Origin of the sequence: Nonomuraea jiangxiensis, assembly GCF_900099965.1 — a bacterium.
GTDB lineage: Bacteria > Actinomycetota > Actinomycetes > Streptosporangiales > Streptosporangiaceae > Nonomuraea > Nonomuraea jiangxiensis.
In genome coordinates this window covers 400,872-417,430 of record NZ_FNDJ01000005.1, presented here as the reverse complement: position 1 = coordinate 417,430, position 16,559 = coordinate 400,872, and the positions used below count along the sequence as shown (strand labels likewise).

The following is a 16,559-nucleotide window of genomic DNA, read 5'->3' as shown; positions in this document are numbered from 1 at the left end:
TTCCTGACCGCAGAAATGTCAGTGGAGACAGGCAAGCTGTACGCCATGAAGAGCATCGCCGAACTCTGGGACGCCGCCGCCGACACCTTCGACGAGGAGGCCGACCACGGCCTGCGCGACCCCGCGGTCCGGGCCGCCTGGTCCGCCCGGCTGGCCGGATGGTTACCCGACGGGCCGCTCGACGTGCTCGACCTGGGGTGCGGCACGGGTTCGCTGGCGCTGCTGCTGGCCGAGCAGGGGCACCGCGTGGTGGGGGTGGACCTGGCGCCCCGGATGGTGGCACGGGCCCGCGCCAAGCTGGCGGGCACGGGCGCGTCCGTCCTGGTCGGAGACGCGGCCCGGCCACCGGTCGGCGACCGGCGCTTCGACGTGCTGCTCGCCCGCCACCTCCTGTGGACCGTCCCCGCCCCCGGGGCGGCCCTGTCGCGCTGGACGGGGCTGCTGCGCCCCGGCGGCCGCCTGGTGCTCGTGGAGGGCCGCTGGAGCACACCCGCCAACGTCACCCCGGGCGGCTGTGGCGGCCCCGGGGACCTCGGCGGCCCTGGCGGCAATGCGGGCGGCCCTGGCGGCGATCCGGGCGGCCCTGGTGGCGATGCGGGTGGGACTACGGGCGGCGATGCGGGTAGCCGTGGCGGCCCCGGCGGTGGCCCCGGCGGCGACGCGGGTGGCGATCCGGATGGTGGCCCGGGTGGCGATCCGAGTGGTGGCCTGGCCGGTGATCCGGGCGGTGGCCTGGGTGGCGACTCTGGCGACTCTGGCGGCGATCCGGGCGGTGGCCCGGGAGGCGAGTTGCCCTGGGCGGGTGGGGTGAGCGCGGCCGATCTGGTGGCGGCGTTGCGACCGCTCGTCGCCGACACCCGCGTCGATCCGCTGCCGGACCCGGTGCTGTGGGGCAAGGAGATCGACGACGAGCGCTACGCGGTGGTGGCCCGGATATAGGGGCTGGTCGGAGCCGCCGCAGCGGCCCTTCCGGCCCGCACCGGTACGGGCCGGTGTCAACCTCCGGCGGCCGGTCGGCTCCAGGAGGTCGCTCAGCTCCGGAGGTCGGTCAGCTCGGGCGGCGGGCTAGCTCGGGAGGTCGGTCAGCTCCGGAGGTCGGTCAGCTCGGGCGGCGGGCTAGCTCGGGAGGTCCGTCAGCTCCGGAGGTCGGTCAGTTCCGGAGCCCTGGTCAGCTCTGGAGCCCTGGTCAGCTCTGGAGGCGGGTTGGCTTGGGAGGCCGGTCAGTTCTGGAGCCCGGTCAGCTTGCGAGCCCGGTCAGCTTGCGAGCCCGGTCAGCTTGTGAGCCCGGTCAGCTTGTGAGGCCGGTCAGTTCTGGAGCCCGATTAGCTCGGGAGGCGGGTTAGCTCGGGAGGTCGGTCAGCGAGTGTGACAGGGTGCGTAGGCGGGCTCGGGCGTCGTGGTCGTAGGCCTGGTCGAGTGCCTGTGCCGGGCGCGTGCCGTCGAAGAAGCGCCCGGACACCTCGTCCAGCTCCGGGTCGGTGACCAGGCGGGCCGTGGCCTCCACCCCTTCGCGCAGCTCGCTCGTCGGGGTCGCGACCATCTTCGTCGGCATGTAGGTGGCCGGATGCAACGCGTTGACCGTCACCCCGCTCCCCGCCAGCTCCTCGGCCAGGTCCACGGTGAACATCACCTGCGCGAGCTTGCTCTGGCAGTAGGCCCGCACCCCGCTGTAGTCCTTGGCCAGCATCACGTCGCCGAAGTCGATCGGGGTCTGGCCGAGGCTGCTGACGTTCACGATCCGGGCCGGGGCAGCCGCCCGCAGCACCGGCAGCAGCAGTCGGGTGAGCAGATAGCCGGCCAGGTAGTTGACCGCGAACCGGAGCTCGTAACCCTCCGCGCTCTCCTGCCGCATCCCGCCCCCGGGCACGGTCGACCCGATGCCGGCGTTGTTGACCAGGGTGTCGAGCGCCTGATGCTCGCCCCGTACGGCCTCGGCGAGCTCCCGCACCTCGGCGAGCGAGGCCAGATCGGCCCTGTACCAGTGCAACCGGGCGCCGGGGGCCCGCTCCCGGATCTCCTCCAGGGTGTCCTGCCCGCGCCGCTCATCCCGGCCGTGTACGAGCACGGTGGCGCCCCGCCCGGCGAGGTCGGCCGCCAGCGCCCGGCCGAGGCCGTCGGTCGCGCCCGTGACGAGAATCGTCCGCTGCTCCATGGGACGCATGCCCACCTCCACTCCGGCCGTTAGGCTCCGACGCTATCAGCCACCCTGTTCCGCGTTTCTGTAAGGCGGCTTGCGAAAATTCCGTAAGCAGCCTTACGATTCTCCGTATGATCAACACTGATCGGCCGTCGTACGACGAGCTGGAGGCGCGGTTCGGCCCTCCGGCCGGGGTGGAGGACGCCCGGGCCCGCTGGAGCTCGCTCGTCAAGGCCGCCGCGAACGGCGGGATCACGCTCATCACCCGCGAGCGCTGGGAGTGGGCCGCGCTGGTCCCGCTGTCCGAGGTGTCCGGGGTGCTGAGCGGCCTGCCGCTCGTCCCGCTGTCGACCGCCCGCTCGAAACTCGGTGACCTCGTACGGCAGGTCGCGCAGCCGTACGAGGACTCACCCGTGCTGCTGGGCCGGCACCGCACCCCGGTCGCCGGGCTGGTCGCGGCCCGGCGCCTGCTGGACAGGCCCGGGTCCCGGCACCGGCCGGGCGCCGACGGGCTGCTGACCGACGGCGCCACGATCACCCTGGCCCGCCTGGCGGACGGGGCGGTCGCCGTCGTGGCCCGTGACCGAGCGGGCCACGAGATCGCGGCCGGCTCGGGTGGCGACGTCAACGAGGCCCTGCGTGCCCTCGCCGCACCCGGCCACGGCGAGATCGGCGGAACCTGATCGAGCCGGGAGCAACGGCCTCAGGACACGGCCGGAAGTATTTAGCGGGACAGTGCAGGTGCGGTCATTCGGACATGGCGGGCTGGACCACCGCGTCCGGGCCGGGGAACATGAGCTGCTCATGCCCGTCGTCGAAACGGACGACGTAGGGCGGTGATCCGGCCGGGCCCCGGATCTCGATGATCTCGCCCTTCCGGTCTCGCTGGCCGACGACGTGACCATGGATGATCAGCATGTCACCGACGTTCGCCTGCATGGTGGGTCCTCTCGCCGGGCTCTGGCAACCTTGGGATTCCATCCCACAGTGCACGAGAGCGGCCGACTCGGAAAGCCGACAGGCCGCGCCACTTGCCGGAGGATTCTTCGGCAGAGCCCCTCGAAGAGACCCGGGCCTGCCCACGTGGCTACGGCCTGCCTGCGCTGCAACGGCTTGCCTGCGTGGCTATGGCTTGCCTGCGTGGCTATGGCTTGCCTGCGTGGCTATGGCTTGCCTGCGTGGCTACGGCCTGTCCGCGTGGCTATGGCCTGCCCGTGCGGCTATGGCCTGCCCGTGCGGCTACGGCTTGCCCGCGTGGCTATGGCTTGCCCGTGCGGCTACGGCCTGCCCGTGCTGCAACGGCCCCGCCCGCGTGGTTACGGCTCGGAGCGCAGGCGCTCGCGCCACGGGTGGGTGGGGTGGGTGAGCCGGAGGGCCGTGTCCAGCCAGTGCCGCTGCTCGCCGGTGAGGACCGGCACGACCTCGGTGAAGTCCTGCTCGTCCTTCGGGCGCGGGTCGTTGGCCTTGTAGAGGAGCTGGACCTCCGGGGCGAGGCGCCGGAAACCCGGCTCCTCGATCGTCAGGGTGGCCAGGGCGCGGCGGATGCGGGGGTCGCGCCGGTAGACCCAGTCGGTGCCGTCGGCCTCGTCCAGCATGAGCTGGAACCGCCACGGCCCGCCGGGATGCTCACGTACCCAGATGTCGTGGGCCGTCTCCGGCAGCACCTCACCCGGCGGCCACGGCCGCAGCGTCCCCGAATCGGCCACGTGGCAGTCCCATCCGGACAGCAGGCCGCGCACCGCGACATGGTCCCGGCGCAGCAGCGAGACGTCCAGGTCCCCGTGATCCCGGTAGGCGCGGCCCACGGCCAGCTCGACCGCGTACCCGCCGCTCACCCACCACGGCACCGCGGCCTGCCGGAACAGCTCGACGACCGAGGGCAGGGACATGGCCTCCCACGGCCCCCACGGGGTCTCGATTCGCAGCGTCATCCGGCAATCATGCACCGCTGTCCGGGCTGGGGTAACGTCAGCCGCCATGCGTGCCTTCGTCATCACCGGTCCGGGACGCGCGGAGATCCAGGAGGTCGATCCGCCGGTGCCCGGCCCCGGTGAGGTGGTGGTCGAGGTCGAACGAGCCGGGGTGTGCGGCACCGACGCGGAGGTCTTCTCCGGTGCGATGGCCTACCTGCGTACCGGCGAGGCCCGTTATCCCGTACGAATCGGGCACGAGTGGGCCGGGCGGGTGTGCGAGGTCGGCGACGGAGTCGACCCCGCCTGGCTGGGGCGGCGCGTCACGGGCGACACCATGCTCGGGTGCGGGCGGTGCGCCCGGTGCGGCTCCGGCCGGCAACACCTCTGCGACGACCGGTACGAGATCGGCATCCGCCACGGCTGGCCCGGCGCGCTGGCCGAACGCCTGCCCGTGCCCGTACGCGCGCTGCTGCCGCTGCCCGACACGGTCGATCCGGGGCTCGGCGCTCTGGTGGAGCCGGGCGGCAACGCGCTGCGCGCCGTGCGGGCCGCAGCGCTGGCACCCGGGGAGCGGCTACTGGTGATCGGACCGGGCACCATCGGGCTGCTGGCGGCGCTGATGGCCAGGGCCCAAGGGGTGGAGGTCCACCTGCTGGGGGTGACCGAACGCTCGCTCGCCTTCGCCCGCTCCCTTGGCTTCACCCACACCTGGACGGCACCACCGGTCCCGGAAGGAGAAGCGGGCCTGGAGGGGGTAAGGGTCTTGGAGGGACCGGCAGGCCTGCAGGGGGCAATGGGCCTGGAGGGACCCGCGGGTCTGAAAGGAGCGGGCCCGGAGGGAGCCCGGGGCCTGGAGGGAGCTGCGGGCCTGGAAGGAGCTGCGGGCCTGGAGGGAGCTGCGGGCCTGGAAGGAGCCGGGGGCCTGGAGGGAGTTGTGGGCCTGGGTGGAGGCGGCGGACTGCGGGGAGGCGGCATTGAGGCGGCGGGTGCGGAAATAGCGGGCGCGGAGGTGCTCGGGAAGAAGGCGGGGGATGGGGCAAAGGCGAGGCATGCCGTGAAGGCGGGCGATGGGGCCAAGGCAGGCGGGGACAAGGCGGGCGATGGGGCAAAGGCGGGGCATGCTGCGAAGGCGGACGATCGGGGCAAGGCGGGGGTGGGGCTCGATCCCTCGTTGCGGTTCGATGCCGTGATCGACGCCTCGAACGGGGCCGGCTCGCCTGCGCTCGCGCTCGACCTTGTCGAACCCGGCCGGCACGTGGTGTTCATCGGGCTGTCGGCAGAGCCGAGCCGGCTCGACACGCGCCGGATGGTGCTCAAGGACGTCACCGCCGTGGGCGTCCTCAGCGCCTCGGGCGGGCTCGCCGGGACCACCGACCTGTACGCCTCCCGCCAGGTCGATCCCCGCCCGCTGGTCGCGGCCACCGTCTCCCTGGGCGAGGTGGCCGCCGTGCTGGCGGGGGAGCGGCGACTCGAGTGGGGCGACGCCCCCAAGATCCACGTCGACCCCCGGCTCCCGTGACCGGAGCCCCCGGCCGCCTCCCATGAGAGGCGCCCCGGCAGCCTCCCATGAGGGGCCCCGGTGGGTGCGTGTGACCGGCGCCTCTCGCGGGCAGGGACGCTCGGCGTGCCTCGGGTGGGCAGGCATGTCCGGCGTGCCTCGGGTGGGCAGGGACGTCCGGCGTGCTCCTGGTGGGCAGGGACGTCCGGCGTGCCCCCGGCGGGCACGGAGGACCGGCGGTTTCGGGGCGCTCGTATCGTGGGCGGCATGGCCGTGTTGCGTTCCATCGCCCTGTTCCTGCTCGCCGCCGTCGCCGAGATCGGTGGCGCCTGGCTGGTCTGGCAGGGCTGGCGGGAGCAGCGCGGCCTGTGGTGGGTCGCCGCCGGGATCCTCGCCCTGGCCGCCTACGGTTTCGTCGCCACCTTCCAGCCCGATGCCAACTTCGGCCGCGTCCTGGCCGCCTACGGTGGCGTCTTCGTGGCCGGATCCCTGGTCTGGGGCGTGGTGGCGGACGGCTTCCGCCCGGACCGGTGGGACGTGATCGGCGCGCTGATCTGCCTGGTGGGCGTGGCCGTCATCATGTACGCCCCGCGAAGCTGAACCCCCTGCCCGCACGCCGTTGACGGTGCTCTTCGTCGCTTCTTAAACTCATCATGTAGTGAATTAGCGCCGAGGAGCGATCGTATGCGCAGGACACCCGCGGCCGTCGTCAGTGCCGCCTTCTTCGCCGCCGCGCCGGGCACCGTCGCCGTCCTGATCCCGTACTGGATCAGCGGCTGGCGGATGCGCGACCCCTTCCCGCCCGCCGTCATGATCCCGCTCCAGGTGCTGGGCGGGCTGCTGGTGCTGGCCGGGCTCGTCGTGCTGGTCCACGCCTTCGTCAGGTTCGTGGTCGAGGGATTCGGCACGCCGATGCCGGTCGCGCCGCCCGACCGGCTGGTGGTCGGCGGCTTCTACCGCCACGTCCGCAACCCCATGTACGTCGCGGTCTTCGCGGCGGTCGTCGGGCAGGCCGCGATCTTCGGTGATCCGTGGCTGCTGGGCTACGCGACCGTTCTGGGGGTTCCCGTCTATTCCTTCGTGCGCTGGTACGAGGAGCCGGCCCTGCGCCGGAAGTTCGGCTCCGACTACGACGACTACCGCGCCCACGTGCCGGGCTGGTGGCCGCGCCTGTCCCCGTACCGGCCGTGACGGCAGAGAAATTGGAGTCCCATGTGCCCGGTGGTTTGACGATGAGTGATGACATGTGGTCATCTCGTGACCGTTGTTTCTGATGTGATGATTTTCACCGGTCCGGGGGAGAACGTTAATGACGCACGCCCTCCTGCGCGTGCTCGCTTCGACGACCGTTGCCAGCGCGGTCCTGGTGGCCTTGCCCGCCACCAGCCAGGCACAGGCGCACGGGGCGGCGACGCGACACGTGATGGATCGGCAGGCGGCGAAGATCCGGCCGGTGCCTGCCGTTGAGGAGCCGCCGGCCGCCGTGGTGAGCCTGCCGAGCGGGCCCTCCATCGCCGCCCGCCCCGCCGGGGACGAACGCGTCGGGCCCGAGATGCCCGAGGTGACCACACCCGCGGGTCCACGGCTGATCAACGAGATCACCGCCGCGGCCGCCGCCGTCCAGCAGGAGCAGGGCATGAGCGGGCGGGCCCCCGCGGTCGGCCAGGTGGTGCCCGACACCGCGCAGGCGCAGCCGCTGACCCTCCTGAAGCCGCTGGCCGCGGTGGCGCGGGAGTTGGAGGGACTGGGCAAGGCCGTGCCGGGGCTGACGTACCGGCTCTGCGTGGAGAGCGCGGACGTGCCGGTGTCCTGCTCGATCGCCCGGCCGGTCGGCGTGCCGGTGGCGGCCGACGTCACCGGCGACAGCATGCCCGACCTGGCCGCCGACCTGGTCCCCGTGGCCGGCCCCGCCGAGGGCTCGATCGGGCTCGGGTTCGCCGTCAGGCGGCTGTCGAAGGAAAGCCTCAAGGCGCGGGTCTGGGCCGAGTACGACGGCAAGGTGTCGGTCGGGTTCGACGGGCTGCGCCGCGGGTCGTCGCTGTCGCGCTCCGACCGGGGCACGTTCACCATGGACCTGGCGGGCAGGCGGGTCAAGGCGGACATCGAGCGTACGGAGCCGGGGGAGTCCGCGGCCGTGATCGCGGGCCTCACCGGGCGCACCGCCGTGAGCCTGCGCCAGACCCCCGCCACCGAGCGGCTCACCGTGAACGCCGCGCTCGGCTCGCCCGCCCTGGACAGCACCGCCTCCGCCCCCGCCCGGCTGGACGCGCTGGACGTCACCGCCTCCGCCCCGGCCCGGCTGGAGGCGCTGTCGGTGTCGGGCCAGCGGTTCACCGAGGCCGTGCTCGACCGGATGGACACCCGCGCCGCGGTACGCCTGTCGGGCACCGAGCTGCGCTTCACCAGCTCGTCGCCGATCGCGACCGCCCGGCTGCACCACTTCACCTACCGCGACGGCCGCCTGTCCCGCGCGCTGAGCGCCGAGCTGCGGCAGGTGCCGCCGTCCTTCACCGCCAAGTACGCCGCCGCGAACGGCAAGCAGACCCTGTCGGTCGACGCGGGCCGCCCCGGGGCCGGCGCGGCGAACCTGACCTTCTTCGACCGGGCCGCCGCCAGGACCGTGCTGAAGGCCGAGATGAGCGACCTGCCCGCGAAGGTGCGCCTGGTCAGCGACCCGGACGCGCGCCGCGTCACGCAGACGAGCAGCTCTCCCGTGGGCACGTTCGCGGTGGTGCTGCAGCGCGGCGAGGGCGCGATCGCCAGCCCGCGGGGCGGCCACGTCACCATGATCAAGAACGGCGCCGCCCTGGGGATGTCGGGGCTGGTGTCGGGGCTGTCCGGGTTCGACGTCTCGTACGGGGCCGCGCCGCACGCCCACCTGCGGGCCACCGCCGGCGGCAAGTCGTTCGTGGGCGCGGCCAGTATCGACGGCGTCCACGTGACCCGGCTGGAGCTCTCGAACACCCCCTCCACCGTGGACGTCACCATCGACCCGGCCGCCAGGAAGGCCGTCTACCGGGCCACCGGCGTGATCGGCCGGCTGCGCGCCGCCTACGCCGACCGCAGGTCGGGCCCGACGATCGACGGCACCGTGCTCGGCGTGCAGGACGATGTCACGGCCTCGTGGGAGCTGGGCGAGCGGTCGGTGGTCAAGGTGGACACGTCCGGCAAGCTCCAGCAACTGAGGATTTATGCCAATAAAGCGAACGTAACTACCGCAGCGACCGGCGAGGACCTGCGGATGACCGTCGAGGGCGTGCGCAAGCACGCCGAACTGGCCGCCGACACCGGCGCCGGGACGCTCACCTGGACCTCGGACGGCCCGGTCACCAAGGTCTCGGCCCTGGCCAGGGCCAAGCTGGGCGGCCGATACGTCAGGGCCGCCGCCGAGGTGACCGGCGTCCCGGCCAGGTTCGACGCCTCGTGGCAGGCCGGCTCGTACCGGTTCCGCGGACTGTCAGGCCCGGTCGGATCGGCGGCGCTGGCCGTCACCAACCACGACGGCGCCACCGCGCCCACCGGCCCGCACCTGGCCGCGCACTACGACCAGGCCAGCGGCGACCTGGACGCCAGCGTGCTGGTCAAGGGGTTGTCGCACGTCGAGTTCAGCCCGGCCGAGGAGGGGTTCGACGCCGACTTCCGCTCCGCCCGGCAGAGCATGGCCGTGGACGCCGACATCACCAAGGGCGATATCCGGTTCGGCCTGATCGGCACGGTGGGCCCGGTGCCCGGCCGCCTGGCCGTCTCCGCCGCCGGCGGCAAACTCACCTACCAGGGCTCGCGCCTGGACGTGCGGGCCAGGGCCTGGCTCGGCAAGGTCGGCGCCCTGTCCCGCATGGGGGCCGCCCCCGCCGTGCCGGGCGGCGTGTCCCTGGTGGACGGCGGGTGCGCGGCCGGGTCGGCGGGTTGTGCCCAGGGGCCGTTCTGCGTGCCGGGGCGCGGGTGCTTCGGGCTGCAGGGCTACCTGGACGTGACCGGGCTGCCCGACCAGGTGTCGGTGGACGTGGCGGGCCGGACGTTCGCGTTCTCCGGGTTCCGTCCCCGGCGCCGGGACCTGGGGGTCTACCTGGCCAGCAGCGTCCTGTCACCGGTGCCGATCAAGGCCAGGGCCACGCTGACCGGGCTGCCGTCCAAGATCACCAGCCTGGCGCTGGGGCCGTTGGAGGTGGCGCAGGGCAACGCCGTACGGGCCGGGTACCGCATCGAGCCCGCGGCCACGCTCGGCACGCTCGACGTGCTGGCCGAGGCGGCGGGGGTGCGCGGCCAGGTGGCCATCGACCCGGTGCCCGCCGCGGTGGACGTCCGCGGGACGTACGGCGCCAAGACTCGCATCCGCGTGACGAACTCCGCGCCCGTCAAGCGCCTGATCGCCAGGGTCACCCTGGCCGGGAAGGGCACCGGGGAACTGCGCTTCTCCGACGTGCCCGCCGTGTTCGGGGTGGACGCCGACGCCTCGGGCGCCGGACTGAGCGTGCCCGCCGTCACGTACAAGGCCGTGGGCGGCGTGAACACGCTCGACGGCTCGCTGGGCGTCGAGGGCGGGCTGGTGGACCCGCGGGGCCGGCTCGGCGACGTGGCGTTCGCGGTCAAGGATCTGGCCGCCGACACCACGGTCCGCCTCAATCCGGACCTGTCGCTGGACCTGGTGTCGAAACCGGTGCCCACGGGGCGGATCTCGCTGCGCGCGGGGCTGCGGATGGACCCCATGGCCGCCCAGCGCATCGCCGTCAGCAAGGAGGTCCCGTACACCAAGGGCTTCCTCACCTACCACGTCGGCGGCCGGTTCGGGCTGGGTGCGAGCGCGGTGAAGGACCTCGCCCTGTCCATCGAGCGCATGTCGTGGCTGCGCGTGCGGCCCGGCAAGGTCCCGTTCGGGCTGAAGGCGCCGCCGGTGCTCGGCTACGTCGCGCCCGGCTTCGAGGGGGACTACGGGCGGCTCCGGCTCGCCGCCAAGGGGGTGGACCTGCGGCCGGACGTCTCGCTGCAGGTCCGGCTCAGCAGGGAGATCGGCAACGACGTCTTCCACGACTCGGTACGCCTGACCCGTACAAGCTCGCTGGCCCTGCGCCGCTACGACCAGCGGATGCGGCGCATCGGGGCCGAGCAGGAGATCAAGGCCGCCGGGATCAGCCTGGCCTGCGTGACCGTGGACGCCAAGCCGGGCTTCGCGGCCGGCGGCGGCAACTCGATCACGCTGCGTGGCGCGGACGGCCCGCAGATGGTGTCACTGCTGGACCCGGGCGGTCGGGTGCCGGACTACGCGGTGGACCTGCTGACCCACTTCATGAGCCCGTTCCCGGGGGCGGACTGGAAGGTGGCGAGCACCGAGGCCGGCTCCTGCGACCGGCCCGGCCCATCCCACCCGAACACCCGCTGACCGTTCCCCCACCCGCGCCAACCCCCTACTACTTGCGACCGGCTCGCTGGTGCGGTCCGGACGGGCTGGCGCGGGGTTCGTGGGTGGGGTGGCGGTCAGGGGAGTGGCTCGCCCAGGCGGAGGTGGAGGCGGTCGCCGTGGCGGGCGGACTCGCGTACCGTCCACACGCGCTCGTCGATGACCGTGCCGGCGGCCGTCATGTAGCCGCCCATCCGGAGCACCGGCCGGCCGGTGGCGTCGCTGATCAGTTGCGCCCTGGACTCCGAGCCGTCGCCGAAGAGCACGAGGAAGTCATCCACCTCAGCCGGGGCGTCCAGGATCAGCCCGGGATAGAGGTGCGGGTAGGGGACTTCGATGAGGTAGTGGCTCACGCGACGCCCCTACCCGTCCCTCGCCGTTTCTCGCATCCCGGAAGGCGGGATGGTGCTTCTCGTCCCTATGAGGTGAAATATCACCATTCTTAGCTACAGGTTGGAGATCATGTGCCACTGTTCGATCTGCCCCTAGAGGAACTGCGCCGATACCTCCCCGACCGGGACGAGCCCGCCGACTTCGACGCGTTCTGGACCCGCACTCTGGCCGAGGCCAGGGAGACCGAGCCGGCCGCCGAATTCGTCCCCTACGACCTGCCCTTCGTCACCGTGGACGTGTACGACGTCTCGTTCGCCGGCTGGGGCGGGCACCGGATCAACGGCTGGTTCATCGTGCCGCGCGGCACGGAGGGGCCGGTGCCGTGTGTCATGCACTACATCGGTTACAGCGGTGGCCGCGGGTTCCCCAAGGACCACCTGATGTGGCCGTCGGCGGGCTACGCGGTGTTCGTCATGGAGACCAGGGGCCACGGCGGCGCCAATCCCAACAGCCCCGGCGCCACCGGGGACCCGCACGGCAGCGCCTCGCCTCAGGCGCCGGGCATGATGACCCGCGGCATCCTCGACCCCGACGACTACTACTACCGGCGGGTGTTCACCGACGCCGTCAGGGCCGTGGACGTGGCCGCCGCCCACCCGGCGGTCGACGCGGGCCGCATCGTGGTCTCGGGTGGCAGTCAGGGCGGCGGCATCGCCCAGGCCACGGCCGTCCTGCACCCCTCGGTCAAGGCGGCGCTGATCGACGTGCCGTTCCTGACCCACTTCCGGCGGGCCGTCGAGATCACCGGGCGGGATCCGTACCAGGAGCTGGTCCGGTTCCTCGCCACCCAGCGGGGCAGCGCCGAGCAGGTGTTCCGCACGCTGTCGTACTTCGACGGGCTGAACTTCGCGGCCCGTGGCCAGGTGCCCGCGCTCTATTCGGTGGCGCTGATGGACGACATCTGCCCGCCGTCCACGGTGTTCGCCGCCTTCAACCACTGGCGGGGTCCCAAGGAGATCACGGTCTGGCCTTGGAACAACCACGAGGGCGGAGGCGGCTTCCAGTCGGAGGAACAGCTTCGCTACCTGCACAAGCTGCTCGCCGACGGCTGAGCGGAATCCCGCCGTGCCGGACGGTGCCGGCACGGCGGGGCCGCGTCAGACCGGCTGTTCCTTGACGAGGAACGAGACACTCCCTTGGTCGTCGGCCCCGGCGTCCAGTGACTTGTCCTCCAGCACGCTCGCGGCGACGGGATCGAGATAGACCCGCGCCCCCTCGGTCTCGACCACCTCGTCGGCCGGCTCCGGGGCGGTGGCCAGCGTAAGGGTGAGCGAACTCGCGCCCTCCCCCTGGGACGAGATGCGGATCCCGCTCTGGGAAGGCTCGGGCGCGGACGCGGTGAGATCGCGAATCGCCTGGGCTGCGTTGGCTGTCAGGGTGAGCACTACGGCTCCTCCTCACGTTTGACGTACACGAATTGCCTGCCCTTCCCGCAACTCGCGAGCTCAACCCTTCCTGACCGTTTCTTTACCCATACTTCCCGGAGATCCCGCGTCACCGGCGGGCCGGCTCCCGCCGGGGGACAATGGGTTCATGGACCGCGGGTCGGAGTACGAGGCGCAGCGGCACGCCCTGGTGGCGCTGCTGCGCGAGCGCCAGGAGGTCGGCGAGCCCGTGGCCGCGGCGATGCTCGCGGTGCCCCGGCATCTGTTCCTGCCCGGCGTCGACCCCGAGGAGTCCTATCGCGACGAGCCCATCGTCACCAAGCGCGACGACGAGGGCCGGCCGATCAGCTCCTCCTCGCAGCCCGCGATCATGGCCGCCATGCTCGACCAGCTCGGCGTGCGGCCAGGAGACCGGGTACTGGAGATCGGCGCGGGCACCGGCTACAACGCAGCCCTGCTGGCCCACCTCGTGGCGCCCGGCGGGCACGTGGTGAGCGTGGACATCGACGAGGACATCGTGGCGGGGGCCAGGCGGCACCTGTCGGCCGCCGGGACCTCCTCACCGGTGGAGGTGGTGTGCGCCGACGGGGCGGCGGGATGGCGGGAGCGGGCCCCGTACGACCGGGTGATCGCGACCGTCGGGGTGTGGGACCTGGCCCCGGCCTGGCTGGAGCAGCTCAAGGGCGACGGGCGGCTGGTGGTGCCGCTCGATCTGCGCGGCGTGCAGGCGTCCGTGGCGATGGAGCGGAGCGGCGGGCACTGGGTCAGCCGGTCGGTGCTGCCGTGCGGGTTCATGCGCATGCGCGGGCCGTTCGCCGGGCCCGAGGTGACGCTGGTGCTGAGCCGCGATCCCGACCTGATGCTGGTGCTGCCGGAGCCGCGCGAGATCGGCGACGTGCCGGCCGCGCTCGGCGCCGTGCCCACCGAGATCGCCACGAAGGTGGAGATGTCATCGCTGATGTCCGCGACCGGCATGGGCCTGTCGTTGTGGCTGGCGCTGCACGAGCCCCGCTGGTGCACGCTGAGCGGGACGCTGGGCGCCGGATACGGCATCACCGCCGGAATCGTGGAGGGCGACAGCATCGCGCTGCTGGCGGAGGATCGCACGCTGGTGGCGCGCGGCCACGGGCCGGGGGGCGCCAGGCTGGCCGCCGAGCTGGCCGCGCACGTCGGGGCGTGGGATGGGGCGGGCCGGCCGGAGGCGGAGGACCTGCGCGTCGAGGCGTACCAGGGGGCCGTCCCCACGGCGGGCACGATCATCGCCAAGCGGCACACCAAGCTGGTGCTGAGCTTCCCCTAGAGCCCCTAACCTTCAGCCAACCGGTCGCGGGCGCGTCCGGTGACGCGCCCGCGGCTGCGCTGGTCTGGGAGTGCCGCCGCCTCCGGGGCTGAGCCTGCCCGGGAGGAGCCGGCGCCTGTGGCCGGGGCCGCCGTTCGCTACAAAAGACCATAAATTATGCGGTTTCCGGGAAGTGAACTATTGGTAAGGTTGTCCAGAAAAAGCGTGATCTGGACGGGTGGGATAGGTGGAGGTCGAACAGACAGCACTGCCAGGGATCGGACTGCGGCACGACTTCACCACCCGTAAGGGGCAGCGGGTCGGCGTCGTGTCCCACCGAACCGGGCGCCGGGATCTGGTGATCTACGACAAGGACGATCCCGACCGCGCCTGCCAGACCGTCAAGCTCAACGACGAGGAGGCCGACGCCCTGGCCGAGCTCCTCGGCGCCCCCCGCATCGTGGCCCGGCTCAACGCGCTGCACCAGCAGGTGGAGGGCCTGGTCAGCGTGCAGTTGCCGATCCCGGCAGGCTCCCCGTACGCCGACCGCCCGATGGGCGAGGCACGCGTACGGACCCGTACGAGCGCCTCGATCGTCGCTGTCGTCCGTGGCGGGCGGGTGTTCGCCAGCCCCGGGCCCGACTTCGTGTTCGCCGCCGGCGACGTCGTCGTCGTGGTGGGCAGCGAGGACAGCACCGCAGAGGTCGCCGACCTCCTGGCAGAGGGGTAGGGCCGCGGTTTGCACCACACCGCGGTGCTTTTCCTGGAGTTCGGTGCTGTCTTGCTCGGCCTCGGCGTGCTCGGCGCGCTGGCCCTGCGGGCGGGCATCTCCCCGATCCCGCTCTACCTCATCGCCGGTCTCGCGTTCGGGACCGGTGGCGTGCTGCCGCTGGCGACCAGCGAGGAGTTCATCTCCGTCGGAGCGGAGCTGGGCGTCGTCCTGCTGCTCCTCACGCTCGGCCTGGAGTACAACGCCGACGAACTCGTCACGAGCCTGACGAGCAACGCCCGCGCGGGCATCGTGGACCTCGTGCTCAACGCCGCCCCCGGGGCCGCGTGCGCGTTATTGCTGGGCTGGGGCCCGGTGGCGGCCGTGGCCATGGCCGGCGTGACTTACGCGACCTCCTCCGGCATCACCGCCAAGGTGCTGTCCGACCTGGGCTGGATCGGCAACAGGGAGACACCCACGGTGCTGTCCCTGCTGGTGTTCGAAGACCTGACGATGGCGATCTACCTGCCCGTGCTGACCACCATGCTGGCCGGGCTGAGCCTGGCCAGCGGGGCGGTCTCGGTGGGCGTGGCGCTGCTGACCGTGAGCGTGGTGCTGATCGTGGCGCTGCGCTTCGGCCGGTTCATCGAGGCGTTCGTGTCCAGCCCCAACTCCGAGGTGCTGCTGCTCAAGGTGGTCGGGCTGGCACTGCTGGTGGCCGGGCTGGCGCAGCAGCTGCAGGTGTCGGCGGCGGTCGGCGCGTTCCTGGTCGGGATCGCGCTGTCCGGGCAGCTCGCGCACGACGCGCGGGCGCTGCTGGAGCCGCTGCGCGACCTGTTCGCGGCCGTTTTCTTCGTGTTCTTCGGCCTGCAGACCGACCCGGCCAAGATCCTTCCCGTGGCCGGGCTGGCCGCCCTGCTGGCCGTGATCAGCATGATCACGAAACTGCTCACCGGCGCGTACGCGGCCCGGCGGGCGGGCATCGCCAGGGCCGGCCAGGCGCGGGCGGGCATCGCGCTCATCCCGCGCGGCGAGTTCAACATCGTCATCGCCGGCCTGGCGGTGGGCGCGGGCGTTCATCCCGACCTGGGCGCGCTGGCGGCGGCGTACGTCCTCATCCTGGCCGCGTTCGGCCCGCTGGCTGCCAAGCTCGTTCAACCCCTCATCGAGGCCATCGCGAAACGGGCCTGAGCCGCTAACGTGTTCGCATGGCACATCCCACGGAGAAGACGATCTGGGCGGAGGACTGGGACACCCTGGAGATCTCGGGGGAGACGCACCGGCGGGTGCTGTTCCAGGACGTGGACATGACCGAGCTGATCGACCACGGGTCCTCGTTCGAGGAATGCCACTTCAGCAACGTGCGGTTCAACGTGTCCGAGCACCGCGACGCCCGCTTCCTCAACTGCACCTTCACCCGGTGCTCGCTCTTCGAGGCCACGTTCGAGGGTTGCAAGCTGACCGGCAGCGTGTTCGACCGGTGCACCTACGGCCTGCTCAAGGTCGAGGGCGGCGACTGGTCCTTCGCCGGCCTGCGCGGCGCCGAGCTGCGCGGCAGCGCCTTCCACGGCGTCCGGCTGCGCGAGGCCGACCTGACGGGCGCCCGGCTGGAGGGCGCCGAGCTGCGGCGCTGCGACCTGTCGGGCGCGGTGCTGCGCGAGGCCGACCTGACCCGGTGCGACCTGCGCGGCAGCGACCTGAGCACGCTCGACCCGCACACCGTCACGATCAAGGGCGCGATCATCGACCCCGTCCAGGCCACGGTCATCGCCGCCGCCCTGGGTCTGGACGTGCGCGACTAGAGCCGGTCATCAGTGGCGTTACATGATCGACGCTCCAGGCGGCCAGGA

16 protein-coding genes are annotated in these 16,559 nt (G+C 72.4%); 11 read left to right on the top strand and 5 right to left on the bottom strand.

What is annotated here, in order from left to right; translation table 11 throughout:
• The first annotated feature begins 15 nt into the window (after nucleotides 1-15).
• Nucleotides 16-939, top strand: a complete 924-nt coding sequence (locus BLS95_RS57810; protein ID WP_245765043.1) for a class I SAM-dependent methyltransferase — start codon at nucleotides 16-18, stop codon at nucleotides 937-939.
• 400 nt (nucleotides 940-1,339) lie between these two features.
• Here the strand turns inward: BLS95_RS57810 and BLS95_RS14065 are convergent, their stop codons facing one another.
• Complete coding sequence (locus BLS95_RS14065; protein ID WP_090931468.1) at nucleotides 1,340-2,161, bottom strand: SDR family NAD(P)-dependent oxidoreductase; 822 nt, start codon at nucleotides 2,159-2,161, stop codon at nucleotides 1,340-1,342.
• A 107-nt stretch (nucleotides 2,162-2,268) separates the two neighbouring features.
• Here BLS95_RS14065 and BLS95_RS14060 point away from each other — a divergent pair, with 107 nt between their 5' ends.
• Complete coding sequence (locus BLS95_RS14060; protein WP_090931378.1) at nucleotides 2,269-2,820, top strand: type II toxin-antitoxin system Phd/YefM family antitoxin; 552 nt, start codon at nucleotides 2,269-2,271, stop codon at nucleotides 2,818-2,820.
• Nucleotides 2,821-2,884: 64 nt separating this feature from the next.
• Here BLS95_RS14060 and BLS95_RS14055 read toward each other — a convergent pair whose 3' ends face one another.
• A complete protein-coding gene (locus tag BLS95_RS14055; protein ID WP_090931377.1) occupies nucleotides 2,885-3,076 on the bottom strand; it encodes a DUF1918 domain-containing protein in 192 nt (63 codons plus the stop codon).
• A 377-nt stretch (nucleotides 3,077-3,453) separates the two neighbouring features.
• Entirely contained in the window at nucleotides 3,454-4,068 is a 615-nt protein-coding gene (locus BLS95_RS14050; protein WP_090931376.1) for a nucleotidyltransferase domain-containing protein, read from the bottom strand.
• 46 nt (nucleotides 4,069-4,114) lie between these two features.
• Between BLS95_RS14050 and BLS95_RS58985 the strand changes: the two genes are divergently transcribed.
• The 4 genes from BLS95_RS58985 to BLS95_RS55630 all read left to right on the top strand — a co-directional run bounded on the left by BLS95_RS58985 (nucleotide 4,115) and on the right by BLS95_RS55630 (nucleotide 10,925).
• A complete protein-coding gene (locus BLS95_RS58985; RefSeq protein WP_281249992.1) occupies nucleotides 4,115-5,569 on the top strand; it encodes a zinc-dependent alcohol dehydrogenase in 1,455 nt (484 codons plus the stop codon).
• A gap of 246 nt (nucleotides 5,570-5,815) precedes the next feature.
• Complete coding sequence (locus BLS95_RS14035) at nucleotides 5,816-6,148, top strand: YnfA family protein (protein WP_090931467.1); 333 nt, start codon at nucleotides 5,816-5,818, stop codon at nucleotides 6,146-6,148.
• A gap of 84 nt (nucleotides 6,149-6,232) precedes the next feature.
• On the top strand, nucleotides 6,233-6,739 hold the full coding sequence (locus BLS95_RS14030; protein ID WP_090931375.1) for a methyltransferase family protein: 507 nt from the start codon (nucleotides 6,233-6,235) through the stop codon (nucleotides 6,737-6,739).
• Between the two features lie 118 nt (nucleotides 6,740-6,857).
• The gene (locus tag BLS95_RS55630; protein ID WP_090931374.1) at nucleotides 6,858-10,925 is read left to right on the top strand and encodes a hypothetical protein; all 4,068 of its coding nucleotides are present in this window, start codon (nucleotides 6,858-6,860) and stop codon (nucleotides 10,923-10,925) included.
• Nucleotides 10,926-11,020: 95 nt separating this feature from the next.
• On the opposite strand, the gene BLS95_RS14020 is transcribed toward BLS95_RS55630, so the two are convergent.
• On the bottom strand, nucleotides 11,021-11,296 hold the full coding sequence (locus BLS95_RS14020) for a hypothetical protein (protein ID WP_090931373.1): 276 nt from the start codon (nucleotides 11,294-11,296) through the stop codon (nucleotides 11,021-11,023).
• Between the two features lie 111 nt (nucleotides 11,297-11,407).
• On the opposite strand from BLS95_RS14020, the gene BLS95_RS14015 reads away from it, so the two are divergent.
• Entirely contained in the window at nucleotides 11,408-12,388 is a 981-nt protein-coding gene (locus BLS95_RS14015; protein ID WP_090931372.1) for an acetylxylan esterase, read from the top strand.
• A gap of 45 nt (nucleotides 12,389-12,433) precedes the next feature.
• Here BLS95_RS14015 and BLS95_RS14010 read toward each other — a convergent pair whose 3' ends face one another.
• Complete coding sequence (locus BLS95_RS14010; RefSeq protein WP_090931371.1) at nucleotides 12,434-12,721, bottom strand: HesB/IscA family protein; 288 nt, start codon at nucleotides 12,719-12,721, stop codon at nucleotides 12,434-12,436.
• A gap of 148 nt (nucleotides 12,722-12,869) precedes the next feature.
• Between BLS95_RS14010 and fxlM the strand changes: the two genes are divergently transcribed.
• The 4 genes from fxlM to BLS95_RS13990 all read left to right on the top strand — a co-directional run bounded on the left by fxlM (nucleotide 12,870) and on the right by BLS95_RS13990 (nucleotide 16,511).
• On the top strand, nucleotides 12,870-14,021 hold the full coding sequence (gene fxlM / locus BLS95_RS14005) for a methyltransferase, FxLD system (protein ID WP_090931370.1): 1,152 nt from the start codon (nucleotides 12,870-12,872) through the stop codon (nucleotides 14,019-14,021).
• 226 nt (nucleotides 14,022-14,247) lie between these two features.
• Nucleotides 14,248-14,730 carry a cation:proton antiporter regulatory subunit gene (locus BLS95_RS14000; protein WP_090931369.1) on the top strand — a complete coding sequence of 161 codons (483 nt, stop codon included), beginning with the start codon at nucleotides 14,248-14,250 and terminating at the stop codon, nucleotides 14,728-14,730.
• A gap of 24 nt (nucleotides 14,731-14,754) precedes the next feature.
• Nucleotides 14,755-15,900, top strand: coding sequence for a cation:proton antiporter (locus BLS95_RS13995; RefSeq protein WP_425434722.1), 1,146 nt, complete (start codon nucleotides 14,755-14,757; stop codon nucleotides 15,898-15,900).
• Nucleotides 15,901-15,917: 17 nt separating this feature from the next.
• On the top strand, nucleotides 15,918-16,511 hold the full coding sequence (locus BLS95_RS13990; RefSeq protein ID WP_090931367.1) for a pentapeptide repeat-containing protein: 594 nt from the start codon (nucleotides 15,918-15,920) through the stop codon (nucleotides 16,509-16,511).
• Nucleotides 16,512-16,559: the final 48 nt, after the last annotated feature.